Consider the following 20,542-nt stretch of genomic DNA (forward strand, 5'->3'; position numbering starts at 1 on the left):
AGAGGGCCGCCGCGGCCCGCGCCCGGAGGGTTTAGCTGTGAGCGGCGACTTGTTCGAGCTGCAGCGTCTTGGCCGTCTCGGCCTCCAGCTGCGCGGCGAGCTCAGGGTTGTCGTTGAGCTTGATACCGTAGCCGGGCATCATGTCCTTGAGCTTGGACTGCCAGCCCTTGAAGTTCTTGGGGAAGGACTTCTGGAGCAGTTCGATCATGATCGGCACGGCCGTGGACGCGCCGGGGGAAGCGCCGAGCAGGGCTCCGATGCTGCCATCGCGTCCGGCGATGACCTCGGTGCCGAACTGCAGCACGCCGCCCTTCTTGGGGTCCTTCTTGATGATCTGGACCCGCTGGCCGGCGGTGATGAGCTCCCAGTCGCCGTCCTTGGCCTCGGGGTAGTACTCGCGCAGGGCCTCGACCTTGTCGCCGTGGCGCTTGGCGACCTCCTTGACCAGGTAGGCGGTAAGGTCCATGTTGTCCTTGGCCACGGCCAGCATCGGGATGATGTTGGACGGGCGGATGGACAGCGGCAGGTCCAGGTAGGAGCCGTTCTTGAGGAAGTTCGTGGAGAAGCCCGCGTACGGGCCGAACAGCAGGGAGCGCTTGCCGTTGACGTAGCGCGTGTCCAGGTGCGGTACGGACATGGGCGGGGCGCCGACCGATGCCTGGCCGTAGACCTTCGCGCTGTGCTGGGCCGCGATGGTCTCGTCGGTGCAGCGGAAGAACTGTCCGGAGACCGGGAAGCCGCCGAAACCCTTGCTTTCGGGGATTCCGGAGGCCTGCAGCAGGTGGAGGGCGCCGCCGCCCGCGCCGACAAACACGAACTTCGCGTGGATCGAGCCGTGCTCGCCGCTGCGGGGGTGCTTCAGCGAGAGGTCCCAGCCGCCGTCGGACGCCCGCTTGATGTCGCTGACGTTGTGGCCGTAGTTGATCTCGACGCCGTTGTTGCCGAGGTAGGTGGTCAGTTCCCGGGTCAGGGCGCCAAAGTCGACGTCGGTGCCCTCGGCGGCGCGGGTTGCCGCGACGCGCTGCTTGGGGTCGCGGCCCTTGACGATCAGCGGGGCCCACTTCGCGATCTGGGCCTGGTCCTCGGAGTACTCCATGGAACGGAACAGCGGGTTCGGCTTGAGCGCCTCATAGCGGGTGCGGAGGAACTTGGAGTGGTCCTCGCCGATCACGAAGCTCATGTGCGGGACGGTGTTGATGAAGCCCTTGGGGGAGCCGATCAGGGAATTCGAGACGAGGTGGGACCAGAACTGGCGGGACAGCTGGAACTGCTCGTTGATGTTCAGGGCCTTGCCGGGGTCCACCGAGCCGTCTTTGGCTGCGGGGGAGTAATTAAGCTCACACAGGGCGGCGTGCCCGGTGCCGGCGTTGTTCCAGGGGCCGGAGCTTTCCAGCCCGGGCTCGTCGAGCCGTTCGAACAGCGAGATGGTCCAGTTCGGCTCAAGCTGCTTGATGAAAGCGCCGAGCGTGGCGCTCATGATGCCGCCGCCAATCAGGACGACGTCGGCATGTTGGGTCTTGGAAATGAAAGTCACAATCAGTCTCCGATAGCAGCGGCTCTGGCTGTCACAGAATATCCCCGCACGGCCCACTAACTGAAATTGGGCCCGGGCGTCAAGGCTTTAGCTCGACCTTTGTGAAAACTTCGTTCAACACCGGGGACGCCGGGTACTTCAGGACCCGATCGGACAAGGCCAGGGCCGAGATCGGGAAGGCAATGGGAACCGCGGGCACCGTGGCCGCGATCTGCGCATTGATGGTCTGGTACTCGGCCGTGCGGTCCTTGCCGTCCGGTAATCCCCGGGCCCGGGCGATCTTGGAGAAGACCTGGGGATCCTGGTAGCCGAATTCGCCGGTGTCCTCGCCGAACAGCGGACCAACGAAGTTGTCGGGGTCGGAGTATGAGCCGTTCCAGCCGAGCAGGTGCAGGGCGTGGTCGCCGGGCGAGGTGACCTTCTGCAGGTAGCCGTCGGTCCAGTCCACGGGCACCGGTTTGATGTTGAGCCCGACGGCGGTCAGTTGCCGGCTGATCTCGGCGTACACCTTTTCCGGCGTCGGCAGGTACGGCCGGGTGACGTTGAGCGGGTAGTAGAACTTCAGTTCCTCGCCCTTGTAGCCGGCCTCGGCCAGGAGTTCCTTAGCCTTGTCCGGGTTGTAGCCGAGCGACGGGGCGTTGTTGTTGAAGCCGCTGAGCTTGGGCGGAACGAACTGGGATGCCTGCGCGGTGTTGTCGATGAAGAACCGCCGGATCAGGGTGTCCTTGTCCAGCGCCATTTCAATCGCCTGGCGCACCTTGAGGTTCTGCAGGATCGGAACCTGCTGATTCATGCCCAGGTACATGACGGAGAAGGGGTCCCGCTGGATGATCTGTTTGCCGCTCTTGACCAGCTGGTCGAAGTTCCCCACGGTGACGGCGTCGTAGGCGTCGATCTTGCCGTCGAGAAGAGCCTGCATCCGGGTCTGCGGGTTGTCGTATGTCACGAACTTGATGGTCCCGATCTGACCTTTGTCCCCCCAGTAGTTCTTGTTGCTGGTCAGGGTGACGCTGCCGGTGTCCCAGGAACCAAACGAGTAGGGGCCGGTGCCCACCGGGTGGAGGCCGTAGGCGGACACGGGCTGGCCGCCGCGGCTCTGGTCCAGGACGTCCGCGTGTCCGGCAGCGAGGGCCTGCGGGGAGGACATCGCGAAGGCCGGGAGGGTGAGGGCCTGGAGAAATCCGGTGAAGGGCTGGGTGAGGTCGATCCTTACGCTGTCCGGCGCCACGGCGGTGCAGCTCTTGTAGATTGACAGCGGCGCCTGGTCGGCGTGGGCCTTGAAGACGCCCTTGAACGTGGTGCCAGTGGCCTGCTGGCGGAGGGCCGCGGGGAAGTTGAACCAGCGGTTGAAGTTGGTGCAGGCGGCGGCGGCATTGAACGGCGTCCCGTCCTGGAACGTGACTTTCTCGCGCAGCTTGAACGTGTACGCGCGGCCGTCATCGCTCTGGGACCACTCGGTGGCCAGCAGCGGTGTGGGCTCACCGGTGGTCTGGTCCACGCCGACCAGTCCTTCGAGGACCTGCCGGGTGACACGGTAGGACTCGACGTCGGAGACCAGGGCGGGATCGAGCCCCAGCGGATCGGAGCCGGTGCCGAAGGTGAAGAGCGCGGTGGGAGCGGTGCTGGAGGCGGCCGAGGAGGTTGCGGAGCCGGGTGCCGGGCCGAGGGCGCCGGTGCAGGAGGCAAGCGGCAGCACAAGGAGAACGGCCCCGATGCTGGCGGCAATACGCCGCGCTATCCTGCTGGGCACTCTACTGCTGGGCACTGAAGGAATCACCTCTGGGAGCTGGATGGTCCGCCGGCTGCGGAACAGCCCCAGTCTAGTTGACGGCGGAGTCCGGGATCTTTTGCGGCGCACCGTCACGGGCCGCATGGGCCCGCAAAAGCGATGGCCCGCACCACGAGGTGCGGGCCATCGCTTCTCCTAGTGGTCCAGGGAGTCAGGCTGGAGCCGGGGCAGGAGTGCTTGGATGTTGCTTACTTGGGCATGAGGACGGAGTCGACCATGTAGACAGTGGCGTTGGCGGTCTGGACGCCGCCGCAAACAACGTTGGCGCCGTCGACCTTCAGGGCATCCTTGGTGCCGGTCACCGTGACAGAACCGCCCTCAACGGTCTTGTGGGTGCCGACGATCTGGTCCGGAGTGATCTTGCCGGGAACGACGTGGTAGGTCAGGATCTTGCTGAGCGTGGCGTCGTCCGTCTTGAGTGCTTCGATCGTGGCCGGGTCGATCTTCTTGAAAGCGTCATCGGTCGGGGCGAAGACGGTGAATTCGCTGCCGTTCAGCGTGTCCACCAGGTTTACCTTGGGGTTGAGCTTGCCGGAAACGGCAGCGGTCAAGGTGGTGAGGACCGGGTTGTTGGACGCGGCGGTGGCTACCGGGTCAAGGGCCATGCCCGAGACGGAGCCGGCACCGCTGGGAACCTGGGCGGCGTAGGCGGCGCAGCCGGGTCCGACGAGGTTGGCGGCCGGATCCATCGCTGCGGCCGAGGTGCTCATGGACGGGGACGGCGCCATGCTGGCTTCCGACGGTGCGGAGGAGGCAGGAGCTGCGCTGGAGCTGGATCCGCCGCAGGCAGTGAGGCTGAGCATGGCGGCGGCTGCGATACCTGCAACGGCGAACGTGGTGCGCTTGATGGTCTGCATTTCGGTTTCTCCTTTGTTGTGCCGATGGTTGCCGGCGGCGAACTTTGCCGCTGCGGCCCTTTCCCGACTGTTGGGCACCGACCCTTGGTTGGTGTCTCAATGGGTATTCGGCTGCTCGGAGGACGCGGATGGGTGAGGGGTTGAAATTCTTTTTCAACCCCGGGGAATCCCCGGAAAATCCGCTGTAAACCACGAGAACCCCGGTCCGAAGACCGGGGTTCTCTCTGTGTGCGCAAGGGGGGACTTGAACCCCCACGCCCGAAGGCACAGGAACCTAAATCCTGCGTGTCTGCCAATTTCACCACTCGCGCGCGGCGCCGTCGTCGTCCGGGGGAAGAACCCCGGCGGCGGACGTCAGGCTCCATTGTACCTATTCGGCGTCGAGCTTCAGGTCCCGGCGGAGTTTCGCGACATGCCCGGTGGCCCGGACGTTGTACTGCGCGATCGTCACGGTGCCGTCGGGATCGACAACGATTGTGGAGCGGATGAGGCCCTGGTAGGTCTTGCCGTAGTTCTTCTTCTCGCCCCAGGCCGCATAGGCCTCCGCGACGGCGTGGTCTTCGTCGGAGAGAAGCGGGAACGTCAGCCCCTCGGCGGCGGCGAATTTGGCGAGCTTTCCGACCGGGTCGGGGGAGATGCCCACCACGTCATAGCCTGCCTGCTGCAGTGAGGCGAGGGAATCCCTGAAGTCGCAGGCCTGTTTGGTGCATCCCGGGGTGGAGGCCGCCGGGTAGAAGTAGATGACGGTGCTCCGGCCCCGGAAGTCGCGGAGGCTGACTTCCTGTCCTTCGGCGTTCTTGAGGGTGAAGTCCGGTGCTGCAGCACCGGGGATGAGTCGTTCAGGCACGGGTGTCTCCTTGGCGAAGTGCGGGGTTAAGTGGCGTGATTATCCAGCGTAGTGAGCGGAATGGCCCCCGACGAATCCGCTGCTCGCTATACTCTTGGGTATGCCTGATATGGATCGCTGGCCCACGGGCCGCCTATTGTCCACGGCAGCACGTCTCGTAGAACACTCCTGGAACGAAAAATTGGGGGCCATTGGCCTGACCCATGCCGGGGTGATCGCCATGGAGGTGCTCTCGGCGAACGGGCCGATGACGCAAGCCCAACTAGCCCAGCTGGTGCGGGTCCAGGCCCAGACCATGGGCAAGACGCTGAGCCGGTTGGAAGCGCACGGCCACATTTCGCGGCAGCGCAGCGCCTCGGACCGGCGCAGCCAGGTGGTGTCGCTGACAGACCAAGGCCGCGAGGCCGTTACCGCCGCCGCGGACATGGAGCGCTCAGTGCTCGCCGCGACGCCGATTGACCCGGACGTGTTGCGCCAGGAGCTTCAAGCGGTTGTGCGGGTGCTGGCCACCAAGTCCACGTCTGCCGAGGTCAAGGCCATTGTCACTGCCGCGGATCCTGCCGTCGCCTCGGAGCCTGGTCTCGCGGCGAATGCCACCCCGCTGAACTAGCCACCCCGCACGGAAGACGAAGATGAGCAGGACGGCGGGAGAATTCCCGCCGTCCTGCTCAGTCCTATCCCCAGGCCCTTAGCGGCGCCCGGTCACCAGATTGTGTGGGGGTGGTGCTTGTTGTCATTGTGCTTGTTGTCGTTGTGCTTGTTGTTGTTGTCGTGCTTGTTGTTGTCGTGCCGGTTTCCGTTATGGTCCCAGAATCCGTCCTTGTCATGCCGGCAGCCGTCGTGGCCGGTCCACCAGCCGTTGTGGTCGTTGTCGTCACGCCAATTGCCGTTGTCGTCACGCCAGCCCCACCCGTCGCCGTTGTCATGCCACCGGTCCTCACCGTCCCACCAGCCGTTATTGGTATCGTGCTGGTGGTTGTCCCGCATCTGGTGCCGGTGTTCGAACGAAGATTGATTCCAAGAGATGTTGGAAGTAGTCACGGCGGCGCTGGCGGGCAGGGCGCTGGCGCCCAAACCCAATGCCGCCGTGACAGCAGTTGTTCCGATGATGCGAATAGCCTTGTTCATTACGTTGATCCTTAGAGGGGGTCGACGTCCCCATTTCTCCCGCCGACGCACGGCCCACGCAAGGCCGGCCTGGCGTCGGCGGGAGCCCGCGTCTCTGGACGCGATCCCAGACAGGGAATCGGGGAGTCGACATGATAAACACTGGAGTTTTCCGCCCGGGAACTTGGCCGGGGGTCTGCGGTCCGGGTCTGCGGGACCGGTGTCGTTCCGGGATCGTTGCCCGGAGCACCTTCCCAGTCAACGCGCGGTTTCGGGCTCTCGACAGGGACTAAAGTCCCTGCTTCCCATGCTATTCGGGGGATGTCCGGACGCGGGCCGCGAGAGGATGATGGTGCCAACCAGGGAGCCTCAACCGGGTCGGAGGAAATGGTATGGCTATCAGCAGCCCGTTCGTGGTCGTCGTAGGGGTCGATGGCTCCACAGAGTCCCAAGCAGCCCTCGATTGGGGGATCCAGGAGGCAAAGCTCAGGAACGGACAAGTGATTGTCCTGGCTTCGTGGCACTACCCCTACGTCACGGATGCCGCGGGCCAGGCCTGGGACTACGCCGGCTTCGAGCGCGACGCACAGACAATCCTCAACGACGAACTTGAGCGCGTGGCCGATCAGGGGGTTCCGGTCACCGGGCGTCTTGTCGAGGGCAATGCGGCGGCCGCTCTTGTGGAGGCGTCGCGCGAAGCGGATCTGCTGATTGTCGGTTCCCGTGGCTTGGGCGGGTTTACGGGGATGCTGCTGGGCTCCGTGTCCTCCCAGCTGGCTCACCACGCCCGGTGTCCGCTCCTGATCATCCGGACAGGAGACGAAAGCTAGGAACCTGTCCCGGACGCGGCCTACGTCTAGGCTGCCTACGTCTACGCTGCCTAGATCGACGCCGCCTGGTTCGCCAGGGTGGCCACAAGCGAGGACATCTTGAAGCCGACCAGCACCACCGCGAGGACCGTTACGCCGATCGTGGCCCACACCGGGGCGAGCCCGCGCCGCGGCGCCACCTCGTGGACAATCACGGAACGGCCGATGACGTAGACCTCCCTGCTGAGGAATACCCACGCCCAGTGAAACGGCCTGACAACGCCGTCCTTGCGCAGCTTGTCCCAGTCCAGATAGGCCAGGAGGGCGGAGACGCCGTACACCAGGAAGCCGCTGGCCACCAGCAGGAAGTACGGCGTTGTAAAGATCGACGCCGGATCAACGGTCTGGACCTGCCGTGCACCGACGGTCCGCAACCGGATCGTCGGGTTCCAGAACATCAGCAGAATGAGCGGCACGAGCGGCAGGGCCACGATCGTCCAGACGTACGCGTTGTAGACAGGTGTCCGGTCACTGATGCGTCTCCGGGGTTCCACCGGTCGCGGGGTCTGGCCCTGGAACTGCGGTGTGCTGAATTGCCCGGTCCACGCCGTACCGTTCCACCATTGAAGCCGGCCCGATCCGGCAGGGTCCGGATACCAGCCAGGACCGGGGGTTGATGTGCTGGGCGGGACGGTCATGGCTGTTCATCCTTTTCCGGTGCGCGGGCGATCTCTGTCACTGAGACAGAGCGTACATCGGGGCGGCGGTGGTAGCGAGAGTCTCGACGTGCCAACGGATCGGGAGGACGATTAAAGGGCAATCACCATGAAGGAGGCCAGTGATGTGCTATTCGAACTACAAGGATTTCGGGCGTGATACCAGGAAGGATGCCGCACGGGAATCCGGGGAACGCCGGGAGCCCCGGCCGGAGGCAAAGGAATTCAAGTTCTGGGCCTTCCCCCGCCGCACCAAGGAATTCACCGTCGAGGAGCCGGAACACGTCGTAGACCGGTCCCGCGAGAAGGTCTAAGACAACACGCTGTCATTCAAGCGGCCGCCGAACCGCCACAGTTCGCTGTGACGGTTCGGCGGCCTCTTTAGGACCGGCCCGGCCGGCGGAGGCCAATCGCTGCCGAGGAGCCCAGGAGGAGCCCGCTTAGCGCCAACAGAGCCCCGCCGGTGAGGCCGCTCTGCCCGTCGGGTCCGGGAACATCCTGTCCAGCAGGGCTGCCCGGTGGCGTGGCTGGTGAGGGCACGGTCCCGTGGCCGGCGCCCGATGCCGGAGTCCCGGATGTGTCAGCCGTGACCGGGGCCGGAACGGCCCCCGTGGCCGATTGACCGGCGGCGCCCTGACCGGCGGATGGAACCGGGCCGGGCGTCGGGGGCGCCGGGACCTGTGCGGGCCGGGCCGTCTGTCCTTGTGACGGTGGCGTTGGGGACGGCGCGGCGGCCGACGTCGACGGTGCCGGGGTGCTCGGCGGTGTCGAACCGGAACCCGGGGGAGCGGACGGCGGGCCCGGCGTCGGCGCGGCGGGGCAGATCTTCACCGGGATGAGGCCGGCAGGCGTGCAGGGAGTCGCCACTGCGGGCCGCGTCAGGAGGAGCGGCGACGCCGCGAGCACGAGAACCACTGCGGCTATGCGACAGGCCTTCCGGATGGAGTTCATCCTCCCCATCGTAGGGTTCCACCTCCTGCCGGCACGGAACCTCGGCCCGGTGAGTGTCGCGGTAGAACGACGCTTCCTGCTGGCGTCTTGATCTATCCGTAGGCGTTTACCCGTGGCAGGATCGGTCAATGGGGGATTTCATGGGGCTGTGCCGGGCAATTTGCTGGACCACCGCGGTGGCATTACTGATGCTGGCCACAGGCTGCGCACACGCGCCGGGACAGGCAACACCTGCCGTGAGCCCGCCGTCGGAGTCCAAGGTCCCGGCAACGGCACCGAGCAGCTCCGCACCCGCCAGCCAGGCGTCTGCGAGCCAGGGACCAACGGGGCAAGCCCAACCCAGCCAGGGACCAACGGGGCAAGCCCAACCCAGCCAGGGACCAACGGGGCAAGCCCAACCCAGCCAGGCCCAACCCAGCCAGGCCGCCGGCGGGGCCCTGCAGATCAACACGATGCCCCTGGGCGGCAGCCGGATCGACGTCGTAGCTAGACTGCCGATCAACGCCTACTGGGCCAGGCCCGGCCAGGAGATCAACTTCGACGCCTCATCCTCCGAGGGCGTCATCGGCAAGTACGAGTGGGACCTGGACGGGGACGGCACCTACGACACGACCACCCAGTCGCCGATCCTCAAGCACGTTTACGCCCGGCCGTTCGAAGGCGTGATGATCCTGCGGGTCTCTAACCCGCTCGGCAGCGCCGACATCCTGAAGACCCCGGTGCACGTCGGCACGGGCCCGGGACCAGGGGGCGTGCGCCCGGTCCCGCCGACCAACGTCAAGGCCGAGGTCGTCTCCGCTGACGGCACCCAGGTGAAGGTCACGTGGGAATCGAATGACCCTACGGCTGACTCCTGGGGTGTGGCCGTGAACGGGTTCCCTGCCGGCCGCGTTTACAAGTCGGCCCGGTCCGTCACGGTCACCGACATCCAGCGCGACAAGGACGTCCTCCTGCAGGTCTTCGGCATCACCGCCGACGGCGCCGTTGGCGACCGGGCGGGAACGACCCTGCCGGCCGCGAAATGAGGGAAGCTTAGCGGACAAAAAAGAAAACCCGGCCCCGCGGGCCCCTAAGCCTGCGAAGACGAGTGATCCCGCACCGGATGGCAGCAAGGGCTAACCGGTCAGCGGATGCGGCTCGGGCCCGGGCTGCCCCGAGCCTCAGACGTTGGCTGATTTCCCCCAGGGGCCGATCTGGTCCAGGGTGTATCCGTCCGGGTATGCCACGACGTTCATCCTTCCCGGCACAAATATGGGCGCGGTTGGCAAGGGGCACCGCCTAGCCTTGAGGGAGCGGAACCGCAGCACCGCGTTGAACGGTACGCGCAGCGCTGCCGGGGCGGGTTTCAGGCCCAGGGCAACAGCGACCTCGGGTTTGTCCATCATCAGCGCCAAGATGGTCGGGGTGAACCGGCGAAGCCGGGTGGGGATACGGCTGGCGAAGGCCGCGACGGTCGCATTGAGCAGCATCGAGCCCTCGGGGGTCGGGCCCATGTTCCGGTCCTCGTACTCGTCCAGGAACCGTTCCGCCTCCGCGAAGGTGGCTGGGATGCCTTCGAGCCCCATCTGCCGGCCCAGTTCGGCGTAGAAGTCCGTGGCGGCCTGCCTCTCCAGCCCGGTCAGCCGGCGCCAGCCGTGACGTTCGGTCCAGCGCAGCGGCAGGACGAGCAAGGTCATGAGGACGTAGACGAAGTCGTCCGGGGTGCCGGGCACCCCTTTGTGGACCCGGCGGAGCAGTTCGATCATGGCCTGGCTGCGTTCGTGCTCGAACCCGTTGGCGATGATCTCGTGGAGGACGATGCCGGTGTCGTAGGAGCGCTTCATCGGCCGGGATTTCATCTCCCCGGTCGCCGCCAGGGTCCTCGCTGTGGAGGGGATAGCGAAGTTGCGGTAGTAAGCGACGAAGAAGCCCGAATGGATTTCAGTCTTGAAATCGAAGAGGACCATGTTCCGATAGATCCCGTACATGTCCGTACCGCTCGGGCGTGTTCGGCGGGTCGGGTGCGTCAGGAGGTGCATGGGGGCTTTCTGTAGCTGCCGCAGGTTATGCCAGGGCAGGGGCGACATGGAGCTTTGCTTCGACGGAGAGCAGGTAGCTGCGTTCCTCCGCGGTCAGGAAGGTCGCCGAGGTGCCCGCAGCGAGTTCAGCGTCCCGGATTTCGACAACCATCCGGTGCAGCCGGTCCTGTACCGGCGCCTGGGGGTCGGCCTCAAGGGTCCGGTCAAGAGAAGTGTTCTGCAGCGCTTTGGCCCAGATGGACTCGACGCGCGCGAGGGTTTCGGTGTTCCAGCGGTGCAGTTTTTTGCGGGCGCCCCTGCCGGCGACCGCCGGGATCGTGAGTCCGGCGCCGGCCAGGACGGTCGCGGCCAGCTCCAGCTGATGGTAAGGGAAATCAGGCCTGACCAGTATGGCCAGGAATGTCAGGTGTCGGGCCAGCAGGGAGAGACACATCTCGGCCATCACCAGGAAACCCATGATGCAGCCGGCGCCCAGCATGGAGAAGCCGACTCGGAACGAGCGGCTCATACGCGGGACGTAGCGGAAGCAGATCACGGCAATTTCCGCGCTCATCGAACAGATGAAGAGGGTGAGCATCAGTGAGAACAGGAGGGCCGGGAAGCGGTCCTCGTAGATGCCCCAGGCGGGAGTCGTGATGGTGGGTCCTGTGAGGAGGAAGAACGCGCTTTGCAGGGTCAGCGTGAGCGTCAGAGGCAGGGTGCGTGTCCACCAGGACCGGCGACCGCCGGCTTCCGGGGCGATGGCCGCGTATGCGGCGAGGCGCAGATACCAGAGGGAGATAATCATCAGGGAGTTCAGGATCAGTTTGACCAGGTTCATCCCGCCCAGGGCTGTGTCTACGGGGACGTAGACAATCGGGGACATGAGCAAAGAGCCCATGGCTCCGTACACGGCGCAGGAGAACACCAGGTCGGTGCGGTTGCGAACCAGGGCGGGAATGCGGGCCCCGGCCAAGAGGAAGAGTGCCGCGGCCATGAGGAACTGCATCATCCGAAGACCGCCCCGAAGTTGCCCGGCTCCGCGTCCGGCCGCCGGTAGGAGCGGCGGATGCGGGAGGCCAGCCGGTCGGCAAGGAGTTCGGCAGTTACCTCGAGCTCGTTGAAGAAATCGGTGCGCTTCAGGGCCGAGACGACGCGCTCCGGGCCGAGGTCCGGGAAGAAGGTCTTGGCGTAGTCGTGCGAGAGGTCCTCCTGCTCGTGGCGGAGGATCATGTGGGCGAACTCGTGCAGCACGATCTGCTGGCGGTGCACCTCCGATGCCGCCTTGGCGTGGAGGATGAGATCCAGGTCGTCCAGTCCGAACCACAGGCCGCAGACCTTGTCCGTGGGTGTGTTGTCGATGGGCTTGATGACGATCCGGCGCCCCCTGGCGGACTCCAGGTGGGCCTGGATGGAGCGCATGGAGACTGGTTCCTGTAGCCGCAGGCTGTCTTCCGCAGTCCGTGCCCGTGCTCGGGCGACGCTGTAGTCCATGGGAGCTGATCCTTGGGATAGTCCGATAAGTGGCCAGAGTCCCCTGACTCCAAAGGAGGAGCCTATCAGCCCTGTTCAGGGGCCTTCCCGGCACCCGGCGTGTCGGAAGAAGTAACGTTCGTCTCTGCCAGTTGTTCCTCTGGAGCGTCCCCCATGTCCGGAGGAATGACAAAATATCGCCTCGGAGGGATTACGGCAAAAAGAAACCCCGCCCTGCAGGCCGCTAAGCCTGCGAAGACGGGGTTTCTTGGTGGTGCACCCCCCGGGACTCGAACCCGGAACCCATTGATTAAGAGTCAATTGCTCTGCCAGTTGAGCTAGAGGTGCATCTGTTGTTCTTGTTCATCGGGGCTTTTTCTTTCCCCGTTGTTCTCCGCAACGACATGAAACTCTACACGAGTTTGGCCGCGGTGTGAAATCGAGGCGCGGGGGAGGAATCGAGCTAGGCGTGAAGGTTCAAAATCAGCGCAAAATCAGGGTTTTCGCCGTTGCTGAGGAGCCACAGGCGGCCGTCGGGGGCGAGTGAAACGTTCCGGATCCGACCGTACTTTCCTGTGAAATAGCTCACAGGATCGCCGGCGAATTCGCCCTTGAGGGGAACGGCCCACAGCCTTTGCCCGCGCAGGGCGCCCAGGTAGGCGGTGTTGCCGACAATTTCGAGCCCGCTGGGCGAGGAATCCGCCGTCGACGGCCACACGACTTTGGCGTCCAGGAAGCCGGTGCGGTGCGGTGCGCCCGTCACGTCCGGCCAGCCGTAGTTGCCGCCGGGCACGATCAGGTTGAGCTCGTCGTTGACATCGGGGCCGAATTCGCTGGCCCACAGCCTGCCGGCGCTGTCCCAGGCGAGTCCTTGCACGTTCCGGTGGCCCAGGCTGTAGACCGGGTTCTCGCCGAAAGGGTTTCCGGGCGCCGGCCGGCCATCGGCGGTGAGTCGGAGGATCTTCCCGCCGAGGGCCCTGCTGTCCTGCGGCTGCTCCGGGCGCTGCGAATCGCCGGTTCCCACATACAGAAAGCCGTCGGGACCGAAACGGATCCGTCCGCCATTGTGCGTGCCAGCTTTAGGAATCCCCGTGAAAACAGTCTCCGGGGCGCCCAGTTCCCACCGCCCGCCGCGGTCCTCGAGCCGCATGCGGACGATTCTGTTGTCTTGGGCCGCGGTGAAATATGCGTAAAGGTAGTGGTCCGTCGCGAAGTCAGGGGACAAGGCAAGGCCTAGGAGGCCGCCTTCGCCGCCGGGTACGACGCCGGGCACCTTGCCGAGGGTGCCCAGTTGTCCGCCGTTGATGGTCCGTAGCAGGGCGGTGTCGCGTTCGGAGACGACGGCGGTGCCGTCCGGCAGGTAGACCGTGGACCACGGCAACTGCAGGCCGTCAATCCGCTCCGCCACCGTGGGCTCACCCGCCGTCCCCGGCGCGCCCGTGGCAGGGCCGCCCCATTGCGGGGGCGTGGGAGAGGAGGCACCGCCGCCGGTGCAGGCGCTTGAGACAAACAGGGCAACGGCGAGGGCTGTTGCCCTGACCACGACATGGCGGAGCAGCAAGGCGAAAGTTGTAGGAACCGGGCCGGCTGCTACTGGCGCGTCCGGCGGGGCGGCCGGAATCCGGCGGCTTCGGCGTGTGCTGCGGAGACGAACCATACTTCTGCCCGGGCTTCTTCGTAGGCCGGGCTGGAGTCTTCGTAGTAGGTCATCGACGATGCGTTGCCCTTGACGGTGAAGCTTTCCGGTCCGCTGCCGTCGGCCGCCGGGGCCGCCGATCCCTCGCCGTAGGGCTGGTCAGTAGCGAGGTGGCCCGTGGGCTCGGTCGTGTGGCTTGCGGAAGCCTCCGTTGCCGCGGACGAGGCGGCCATCTGCGTGGTCTCCATGTCGGCAAGGGGCGCTGCCGCTGGTGCTGCTCCTGTCGCGGGGCCGGGCGCCTCGGGCATCGCTGCGGCGGGCATCGCTGCGGCGGCGGCGCCGGTGGCATTCGCAACACCAGGGGCAGTGCTGCCGGCGCTGACGTTGGCGCCTTCATTGTCGGCCGCCTCCGCGGCTGCCGTCTCAGCTCCGGGCAGTGTCGGCGAGTGGGGCTCGGTGTATTCGGGATGGTGCACCGGAGGCCCGGCAGCAGCCGCCGGTTCGGCGGCTGTCGGAGTTTCGGCGGCAACTCCTGGAACGTGCGCAGCGTGGGCCGGTTCGTGGTGGGTCGTGGCCGCATGCGCATCGGCCGGTGCGGCGGTCTCGGACCACTGGGTCTCCCACTCGGTGCTGTCCGCAACGCCGGCGGCTTCCGGCGCGCCTGCCGTGGCTGCGCCCGCGGCCGGTTCGATCGTCGGGGGCGCTGCCGGTTCGGGAGCGGGGGTCATCTTCTCTGCAGTGGCCTGCGGCGCAGGGTTCTCCGGTGCAGCCATCTCGGCCGGCGGCATCGCCGCCGAGGGCGCCTCAGGTGTTTGCATCGCTTCTGGCGCTGGCGCCGCCATCGCACCGCCCGCCGGTCCGGCACCCGCCGCCGTCGAACCGGCCGACGTGCCGGATGAGCCGCCGGTGCTGGTGGTTCCGGCGGAGGTGGACCCTGTGCCTGTGCGGCTCTTATTGCGGTTGAGCACGGCCCAGACCACAGCGACCACCACGATGATGACGACGAGCCAGACAATCCAGTCCATAGCAGAGCCTTTCAGTCCATATTCAGTCCATGAGATTCAGTCCATGAGGCACGGTTGCCGATGCTTGACGGTACGTCCGGGCCAAGCCGGCTGTCCACCCTTCCCGGGGCCGACACGGCCGCCTGCCGGGAGGGCACGGGCGGCCCCGCGAGCTGGCCGGAAACCGAAAACGACCCGGGCCCGCCGTGTAGCCTCGCCTCATGGATTTCAAGCGACTGCGGATTCTGCGCGAACTCGCCGACCGCGGCACGGTAGGCGCCACCGCCGAGGCCATGAACGTGACGCCGTCGGCTGTGTCTCAACAGCTCAAAACCCTGCAGGAAGAACTGGGTGTGGTCCTGGTGGAAAAGTCCGGCAGGGGAGTGCGGCTCACCGAGGCTGGCCTGGCCATGGCCGGCGCTGCTGCCGAGGTGTCCACCGCCATGGCACGGGCCGAGGCAACCATCGACACCTACCGGCGGGGCTGGCAGACGCGGGTTGTGGCAGCCTTTTTTCCCAGCGCCGCGGAGATGTTCCTCCCGGGCCTCCTGCACCGGGTCAAGGCCATCGAGGGCCTCCGCTTCGAAGCGCACTTCGAGGATCCCGGCGTTGCCGGGTTCGCCGGGCTGACCGCGGACTACGACATCGTCCTGGCCCACAGCGTCGACGGTCCCGAAGTCTTCGGCGGTCAGGGCCTGGCCGTGGTGCCGTTGCTGGAGGAACCCCTGGACGTGGCCCTGCCCGCGGGGCACGCGCTGGCCGCCAAGGCCACGCTGTGCGCCGAGGACGTCGTCGGCTTCCCCTGGATGGGCGTTCCCGAGGGCTTTCCCTTCGATACCGTGCTGCGCCAGATTGAGCTGCGGGCCGGCTCGCAGGCCGTCCGCGCCCAGCAGTTCCCCGATCTGCGTGTGCTCGAAGCCCTTGTCAGCGCCGGCCACGGGCTGAGCCTGCTGCCGCGGTACACGGCTGTCAGCAACCAGGACCGCGGATTCGTGCTGCGCCCGCTCGAAGGCGTAAAGGCCAACCGCAGCATTGTTGCCCTCGCCCGTCCCGACGTCGCGGCCAGGACCACCATCCAGCAGGTCCTGGCGATGCTGAAGGCCGAGGCCCAAGCTGTCGCCGAAGCTCCGCAACAGCGTGACGCGGCTCACCGAATCCGCGGCCAAGCGGCCGCGGATTTCATCATGTGAGATGAGAGTCCACTATTTGATCGAAATATTCCCGGTTTTCCGCTTAACGCTCCCTCATGGGGTCGTTGGGGTCCGGGGCGGACCCCTAGACTTTGAGCCATGAGTCAGGACACCCAAACAGCAGCAGACACCAAGCCGGACATCAAGCCCCGCAGCCGGGTCGTTACCGATGGAATCCACGCCGCGCCCGCGCGCGGTATGTTCCGGGCGGTCGGCATGGGCGATGACGATTTCGCCAAGCCCCAGATCGGTGTGGCGAGTTCGTGGAACGAGATCACTCCCTGCAACCTTTCGTTGAACCGGCTCGCCCAGGGCGCCAAGGAAGGCGTCCACGCCGGCGGCGGGTTCCCGATGCAGTTCGGCACCATTTCCGTCTCTGACGGCATCTCCATGGGGCATGAGGGCATGCACTTCTCCCTCGTCTCCCGCGAAGTCATTGCCGACTCCGTCGAGACCGTCATGCAGGCCGAGCGGATCGACGGCTCCGTCCTGCTGGCCGGGTGCGACAAGTCCCTGCCCGGCATGCTGATGGCCGCGGCCCGCCTGGACCTCGCAGCCGTGTTCCTCTACGCCGGCTCGATCATGCCCGGCTGGGTCAAGCTCGAGGACGGCTCCGAGAAGGAAGTCACCCTGATCGACGCGTTCGAGGCTGTCGGTGCCTGCGCCGCCGGGAAGATGAGCCGCGAGGACCTGGACCGCATCGAAAAGGCCATCTGCCCGGGCGAAGGCGCCTGCGGCGGCATGTACACCGCGAACACCATGGCGTGCATCGGTGAGGCCCTGGGCATGTCCCTGCCCGGCTCGGCCGCGCCGCCCTCCGCGGACCGCCGCCGCGACGCCTTCGCGCACAAGTCCGGCGAAGCCGTGGTCAACCTCCTGCGCCTGGGCATCACCGCCAGGGACATCATGACCAAGAAGGCCTTCGAGAACGCGATCGCCGTCACCATGGCCTTCGGCGGGTCCACCAACGCCGTGCTGCACCTGCTCGCCATCGCCCGCGAAGCCGAGGTCGAGCTGACCCTGGACGACTTCAACCGGATCGGCGACAAGATCCCGCACCTGGGCGACCTCAAGCCGTTCGGCCGTTACGTGATGACCGACGTCGACAAGATCGGCGGCGTGCCGGTCATCATGAGGGCCCTGCTCGACGCCGGCCTGCTGCACGGTGACTGCCTCACCGTCACCGGCAAGACCGTCGCGGAAAACCTCGCCGCGATCAACCCGCCGGACCCGGACGGCAAAGTGCTCCGCGCCATGGACAACCCGATCCACAAGACCGGCGGCATCACCATCCTGCACGGCTCGATGGCCCCCGAGGGTGCCGTCGTCAAGAGCGCCGGCTTCGACGCGGACGTCTTCGAAGGCACCGCCCGCGTGTTCGAACGCGAACAGGGCGCCCTGGACGCGCTGGACAAGGGCGAGATTCACAAGGGCGACGTCGTCGTCATCCGCTACGAAGGCCCCAAGGGCGGCCCCGGCATGCGCGAGATGCTCGCCATCACCGGCGCCATCAAGGGCGCGGGCCTGGGCAAGGACGTCCTGCTACTCACCGACGGTCGCTTCTCCGGCGGCACCACGGGCCTGTGCATCGGCCACGTCGCACCGGAAGCCGTCGACGGCGGCCCGATCGCGTTCGTCAAGGACGGCGACCGGATCCGGGTGGACATCGCGGCCCGCACGTTCGACCTCCTGGTCGACGAGGCCGAGCTCGAGTCCCGCAAGGTCGGCTGGGAACCCCTGCCGGCCAAGTTCACCAAGGGCGTTCTCGCGAAGTACGCCAAGCTAGTCCACAGCGCCTCCACCGGCGCGTACTGCGGGTAGCGCACGCTGAACAGCTAAACCCAACTAGCTCGCACTTGTGGCCGTTATGAGCGGGCATAACGGCCAATAACTGCGAGCTAGTTGGGGTGGCGTTCATCCAGTGGACAGCGTTGTCCAAATAGTGAGACAGGTGCCCGGCTCGTTGACACTTGTCTCACTCAGAGGGAAAACTGAACGCATGATCGAGATCGTTACCGCCGGTGCATCCGTCGTCGTACTTACCAAGCGCGTGGCTGACTAGCCCGACTGGTAACGAACCGTCACGCGCAACCCCTCGAAGAGCCACTCGGCTGAGGGGTTTTTTTATTTCCCGCAGCACCAGCACCACGCAAGACCCAAGAAGTTCCACGATCACCGAAGATCCACAAAGGAAGAGTCCGATGAGCAAAGGATCGCCGATCAGCCCCTCGCTGATGGCCACAAAGTCCGCTGGAGCCCACAAGGCTCCGGATCGCGTCGAACGTCCGGCTGACGCCGGCGTCGACACTGCTGCCGTCTCTCCTGTCCTCGGACCGAACAACGTCGTACCCCCGACCGTTATGACCGGTTCGCAAGCAATTGTCCGCTCGCTCGAAGAACTCGGCGTCCAGGACATTTTCGGTTTGCCCGGTGGCGCGATCCTGCCCACCTATGACCCCTTGATGGCCTCCAAAATGAACCACGTTCTGGTCCGTCACGAACAGGGAGCCGGCCACGCCGCGCAAGGCTACGCCATGGTCACCGGACGGGTTGGCGTCTGCATCGCCACCTCTGGCCCGGGCGCCACCAACCTCGTCACCGCCATCATGGATGCCCACATGGACTCCGTGCCGATGGTGGCCATCACCGGCCAGGTGTCCAGCGGGGTGATCGGCACGGACGCATTCCAGGAAGCGGACATCGTCGGGATCACCATGCCGATCACGAAGCACTCCTTCCTGGTCACCGACCCCAACGACATCCCGCACGTCATGGCCGAGGCCTTCCACCTGGCCTCCACCGGACGCCCGGGTCCCGTCCTCGTCGATGTCGCCAAGGACGCCCAGCAGGGCCAGATGACGTTCTCCTGGCCGCCCAAGATCGATCTGCCGGGCTACCGGCCGGTGCTGCGCGGCCACAGCAAGCAGGTCCGCGAGGCCGCCCGGCTCATCACCGCCGCCAGTAAGCCCGTGCTCTATGTCGGCGGCGGTGTGGTCAAGGCCCACGCCTCGGCCGAGCTGCGCGAACTGGCCGAGCTGACCGGCGCACCCGTCGTGACCACCCTGATGGCCCGCGGCGTGTTCCCGGATTCGCACCCGCAGCACGTTGGCATGCCGGGCATGCACGGCACCGTTTCCGCCGTGACCGCCCTGCAGCAGTCCGACCTCCTCATCACGCTCGGCGCACGGTTCGATGACCGGGTGACCGGCGTCCTGAAGTCCTTCGCCCCGAACGCCAAGGTCATCCACGCCGACATCGATCCGGCGGAGATCTCCAAGAACCGCACGGCCGACGTCCCGATCGTTGGCTCGGTCAAGGAGATCATTCCGGAACTGAGCGAGGCCCTGCGCACGCAGTTCGAAGCCTTCGGCACCCCGGATCTGACCAACTGGTGGGCATTCCTGAACAACCTCAAGGAAACCTACCCGCTTGGCTGGACCGAACCCGAGGACGGCCTCAGCGCCCCGCAACGCGTGATCGAACGCATCGGTGCCCTGACCGGACCCGAGGGTGTGTACGTCGCCGGCGTCGGACAGCACCAGATGTGGGCCTCGCAGTTCATTAAGTACGAACGCCCGCACGCCTGGCTGAACTCCGGCGGCGCCGGCACCATGGGCTACGCCGTACCGGCGGCCATGGGCGCCAAGGTGGGTGAACCCGACCGCGTGGTCTGGGCGATCGACGGCGACGGCTGCTTCCAGATGACCAACCAGGAACTGGCCACCTGCGCGATCAACAAGATCCCGATCAAGGTTGCCATCATCAACAACTCCTCGCTGGGCATGGTCCGGCAGTGGCAGACCCTCTTCTACGAGGGCCGCTACTCCAACACCGACCTCAACACCGGCCATGACACGATCCGCATTCCGGACTTCGTCAAGCTGGCGGACGCCTACGGCTGCGCTGCCTTCCGCTGCGAACGCGACGAGGACATCGACGCCACCATCCAGAAGGCCCTGGAGATCAATGACCGCCCCGTGGTCATCGACTTCGTCGTGAGCCCCAACTCGATGGTGTGGCCGATGGTCCCCTCGGGGGTCAGCAACGACCAGATCCAGGTTGCCCGCAACATGACCCCGGAATGGGAAGAGGAGGACTGAACATGACCCGCCACACATTGTCCGTTCTGGTCGAAGACAAGCCCGGTGTGCTGACCCGCGTCGCCAGCCTCTTCGCCCGCCGGGCCTTCAACATCAATTCCCTGGCCGTCGGCCCCACCGAGGTCCCGGGCATGTCCCGGATGACCGTCGTGGTCGACGCCGACGGCGAGCTGATCGAACAGGTCACTAAGCAGCTGAACAAGCTGGTCAACGTGATCAAGATCGTCGAGCTCACCTCAGAATCTTCCGTACAGCGCGACCACATCCTGGTCAAGGTACGTGCGGATGCCGCAACACGCCTGCAGGTCACCCAGGCTGCAGACCTGTTCCGCGCTTCAGTGGTCGACGTCTCCACAGAGTCGGTGGTCATTGAAGCAACGGGCCACCCCGAGAAGCTCACGGCACTCCTGTCAGTGCTTGAGCCCTTCGGCATCCGCGAAATCGTGCAGTCCGGCACCTTGGCCGTTGGGCGGGGATCCCGCTCCATGAGTGACAGGGCCTTACGCAGCGCATAAGCAAGTAACGGCGCAGG

20 protein-coding genes and 2 tRNA genes are annotated in these 20,542 nt (G+C 65.9%); 8 read left to right on the plus strand and 14 right to left on the minus strand.

What is annotated here, in order from left to right; all coding sequences use genetic code 11:
- Positions 1-31: 31 nt before the first annotated feature.
- The 5 genes from ACVWYS_RS05870 to bcp all read right to left on the minus strand — a co-directional run bounded on the left by ACVWYS_RS05870 (position 32) and on the right by bcp (position 5,027).
- Complete coding sequence (locus ACVWYS_RS05870) at positions 32-1,534, minus strand: malate:quinone oxidoreductase (protein ID WP_116766530.1); 1,503 nt, start codon at positions 1,532-1,534, stop codon at positions 32-34.
- Between the two features lie 79 nt (positions 1,535-1,613).
- The gene (locus ACVWYS_RS05875; RefSeq protein WP_456509146.1) at positions 1,614-3,272 is read right to left on the minus strand and encodes an ABC transporter substrate-binding protein; all 1,659 of its coding nucleotides are present in this window, start codon (positions 3,270-3,272) and stop codon (positions 1,614-1,616) included.
- Positions 3,273-3,511: 239 nt separating this feature from the next.
- The gene (locus ACVWYS_RS05880; protein ID WP_344365370.1) at positions 3,512-4,180 is read right to left on the minus strand and encodes a fasciclin domain-containing protein; all 669 of its coding nucleotides are present in this window, start codon (positions 4,178-4,180) and stop codon (positions 3,512-3,514) included.
- 229 nt (positions 4,181-4,409) lie between these two features.
- Positions 4,410-4,491, minus strand: a tRNA-Leu gene (locus tag ACVWYS_RS05885).
- A gap of 59 nt (positions 4,492-4,550) precedes the next feature.
- On the minus strand, positions 4,551-5,027 hold the full coding sequence (bcp, locus tag ACVWYS_RS05890; protein ID WP_116766532.1) for a thioredoxin-dependent thiol peroxidase: 477 nt from the start codon (positions 5,025-5,027) through the stop codon (positions 4,551-4,553).
- Between the two features lie 100 nt (positions 5,028-5,127).
- Between bcp and ACVWYS_RS05895 the strand changes: the two genes are divergently transcribed.
- Entirely contained in the window at positions 5,128-5,637 is a 510-nt protein-coding gene (locus tag ACVWYS_RS05895; RefSeq protein WP_237563374.1) for a MarR family winged helix-turn-helix transcriptional regulator, read from the plus strand.
- 92 nt (positions 5,638-5,729) lie between these two features.
- Here the strand turns inward: ACVWYS_RS05895 and ACVWYS_RS05900 are convergent, their stop codons facing one another.
- Positions 5,730-6,155 (minus strand): hypothetical protein, encoded by a 426-nt coding sequence (locus ACVWYS_RS05900; protein WP_456508669.1) that lies wholly within the window; start codon positions 6,153-6,155, stop codon positions 5,730-5,732.
- Positions 6,156-6,526: 371 nt separating this feature from the next.
- Here ACVWYS_RS05900 and ACVWYS_RS05905 point away from each other — a divergent pair, with 371 nt between their 5' ends.
- A complete protein-coding gene (locus tag ACVWYS_RS05905; protein WP_116766534.1) occupies positions 6,527-6,964 on the plus strand; it encodes a universal stress protein in 438 nt (145 codons plus the stop codon).
- Between the two features lie 50 nt (positions 6,965-7,014).
- Here the strand turns inward: ACVWYS_RS05905 and ACVWYS_RS05910 are convergent, their stop codons facing one another.
- Entirely contained in the window at positions 7,015-7,641 is a 627-nt protein-coding gene (locus ACVWYS_RS05910; RefSeq protein ID WP_344365380.1) for a DUF2510 domain-containing protein, read from the minus strand.
- A 143-nt stretch (positions 7,642-7,784) separates the two neighbouring features.
- Between ACVWYS_RS05910 and ACVWYS_RS05915 the strand changes: the two genes are divergently transcribed.
- Positions 7,785-7,973, plus strand: a complete 189-nt coding sequence (locus ACVWYS_RS05915; RefSeq protein WP_116766536.1) for a hypothetical protein — start codon at positions 7,785-7,787, stop codon at positions 7,971-7,973.
- A 266-nt stretch (positions 7,974-8,239) separates the two neighbouring features.
- Here the strand turns inward: ACVWYS_RS05915 and ACVWYS_RS05920 are convergent, their stop codons facing one another.
- A complete protein-coding gene (locus tag ACVWYS_RS05920; protein ID WP_456508670.1) occupies positions 8,240-8,632 on the minus strand; it encodes a hypothetical protein in 393 nt (130 codons plus the stop codon).
- A 430-nt stretch (positions 8,633-9,062) separates the two neighbouring features.
- On the opposite strand from ACVWYS_RS05920, the gene ACVWYS_RS05925 reads away from it, so the two are divergent.
- A complete protein-coding gene (locus tag ACVWYS_RS05925) occupies positions 9,063-9,635 on the plus strand; it encodes a PKD domain-containing protein (RefSeq protein ID WP_456508671.1) in 573 nt (190 codons plus the stop codon).
- A gap of 135 nt (positions 9,636-9,770) precedes the next feature.
- Here ACVWYS_RS05925 and ACVWYS_RS05930 read toward each other — a convergent pair whose 3' ends face one another.
- The 6 genes from ACVWYS_RS05930 to ACVWYS_RS05955 form a co-directional block, all read right to left on the minus strand.
- Positions 9,771-10,628 (minus strand): oxygenase MpaB family protein, encoded by an 858-nt coding sequence (locus ACVWYS_RS05930; RefSeq protein ID WP_456508672.1) that lies wholly within the window; start codon positions 10,626-10,628, stop codon positions 9,771-9,773.
- Positions 10,629-10,653: 25 nt separating this feature from the next.
- Positions 10,654-11,619 carry a hypothetical protein gene (locus tag ACVWYS_RS05935; protein WP_456508673.1) on the minus strand — a complete coding sequence of 322 codons (966 nt, stop codon included), beginning with the start codon at positions 11,617-11,619 and terminating at the stop codon, positions 10,654-10,656.
- Complete coding sequence (locus ACVWYS_RS05940; protein WP_456508674.1) at positions 11,616-12,101, minus strand: hypothetical protein; 486 nt, start codon at positions 12,099-12,101, stop codon at positions 11,616-11,618. The genes ACVWYS_RS05935 and ACVWYS_RS05940 overlap by 4 nt, the downstream gene beginning before the upstream one ends.
- 251 nt (positions 12,102-12,352) lie before the next feature.
- Positions 12,353-12,428: transfer RNA gene (locus tag ACVWYS_RS05945), tRNA-Lys, on the minus strand.
- Between the two features lie 115 nt (positions 12,429-12,543).
- Complete coding sequence (locus tag ACVWYS_RS05950) at positions 12,544-13,641, minus strand: PQQ-dependent sugar dehydrogenase (RefSeq protein ID WP_456508675.1); 1,098 nt, start codon at positions 13,639-13,641, stop codon at positions 12,544-12,546.
- A gap of 29 nt (positions 13,642-13,670) precedes the next feature.
- Positions 13,671-14,741, minus strand: a complete 1,071-nt coding sequence (locus ACVWYS_RS05955) for a sunset domain-containing protein (RefSeq protein WP_456508676.1) — start codon at positions 14,739-14,741, stop codon at positions 13,671-13,673.
- Between the two features lie 200 nt (positions 14,742-14,941).
- On the opposite strand from ACVWYS_RS05955, the gene ACVWYS_RS05960 reads away from it, so the two are divergent.
- From ACVWYS_RS05960 to ilvN, 4 genes are all read left to right on the plus strand, one after another.
- Positions 14,942-15,910: a LysR family transcriptional regulator gene (locus ACVWYS_RS05960; protein WP_116766545.1), complete on the plus strand. Its 969-nt coding sequence runs from the start codon at positions 14,942-14,944 to the stop codon at positions 15,908-15,910.
- 99 nt (positions 15,911-16,009) lie between these two features.
- Positions 16,010-17,731, plus strand: coding sequence for a dihydroxy-acid dehydratase (gene ilvD / locus ACVWYS_RS05965; protein WP_116766546.1), 1,722 nt, complete (start codon positions 16,010-16,012; stop codon positions 17,729-17,731).
- A gap of 380 nt (positions 17,732-18,111) precedes the next feature.
- Positions 18,112-20,010: an acetolactate synthase large subunit gene (locus tag ACVWYS_RS05970; RefSeq protein WP_091253335.1), complete on the plus strand. Its 1,899-nt coding sequence runs from the start codon at positions 18,112-18,114 to the stop codon at positions 20,008-20,010.
- Positions 20,011-20,012: 2 nt separating this feature from the next.
- Complete coding sequence (gene ilvN, locus ACVWYS_RS05975) at positions 20,013-20,525, plus strand: acetolactate synthase small subunit (RefSeq protein WP_018773531.1); 513 nt, start codon at positions 20,013-20,015, stop codon at positions 20,523-20,525.
- The last annotated feature ends 17 nt before the right edge of the window (positions 20,526-20,542 follow it).

It is taken from the genome of Arthrobacter sp. TE12231 (genome assembly GCF_054062895.1).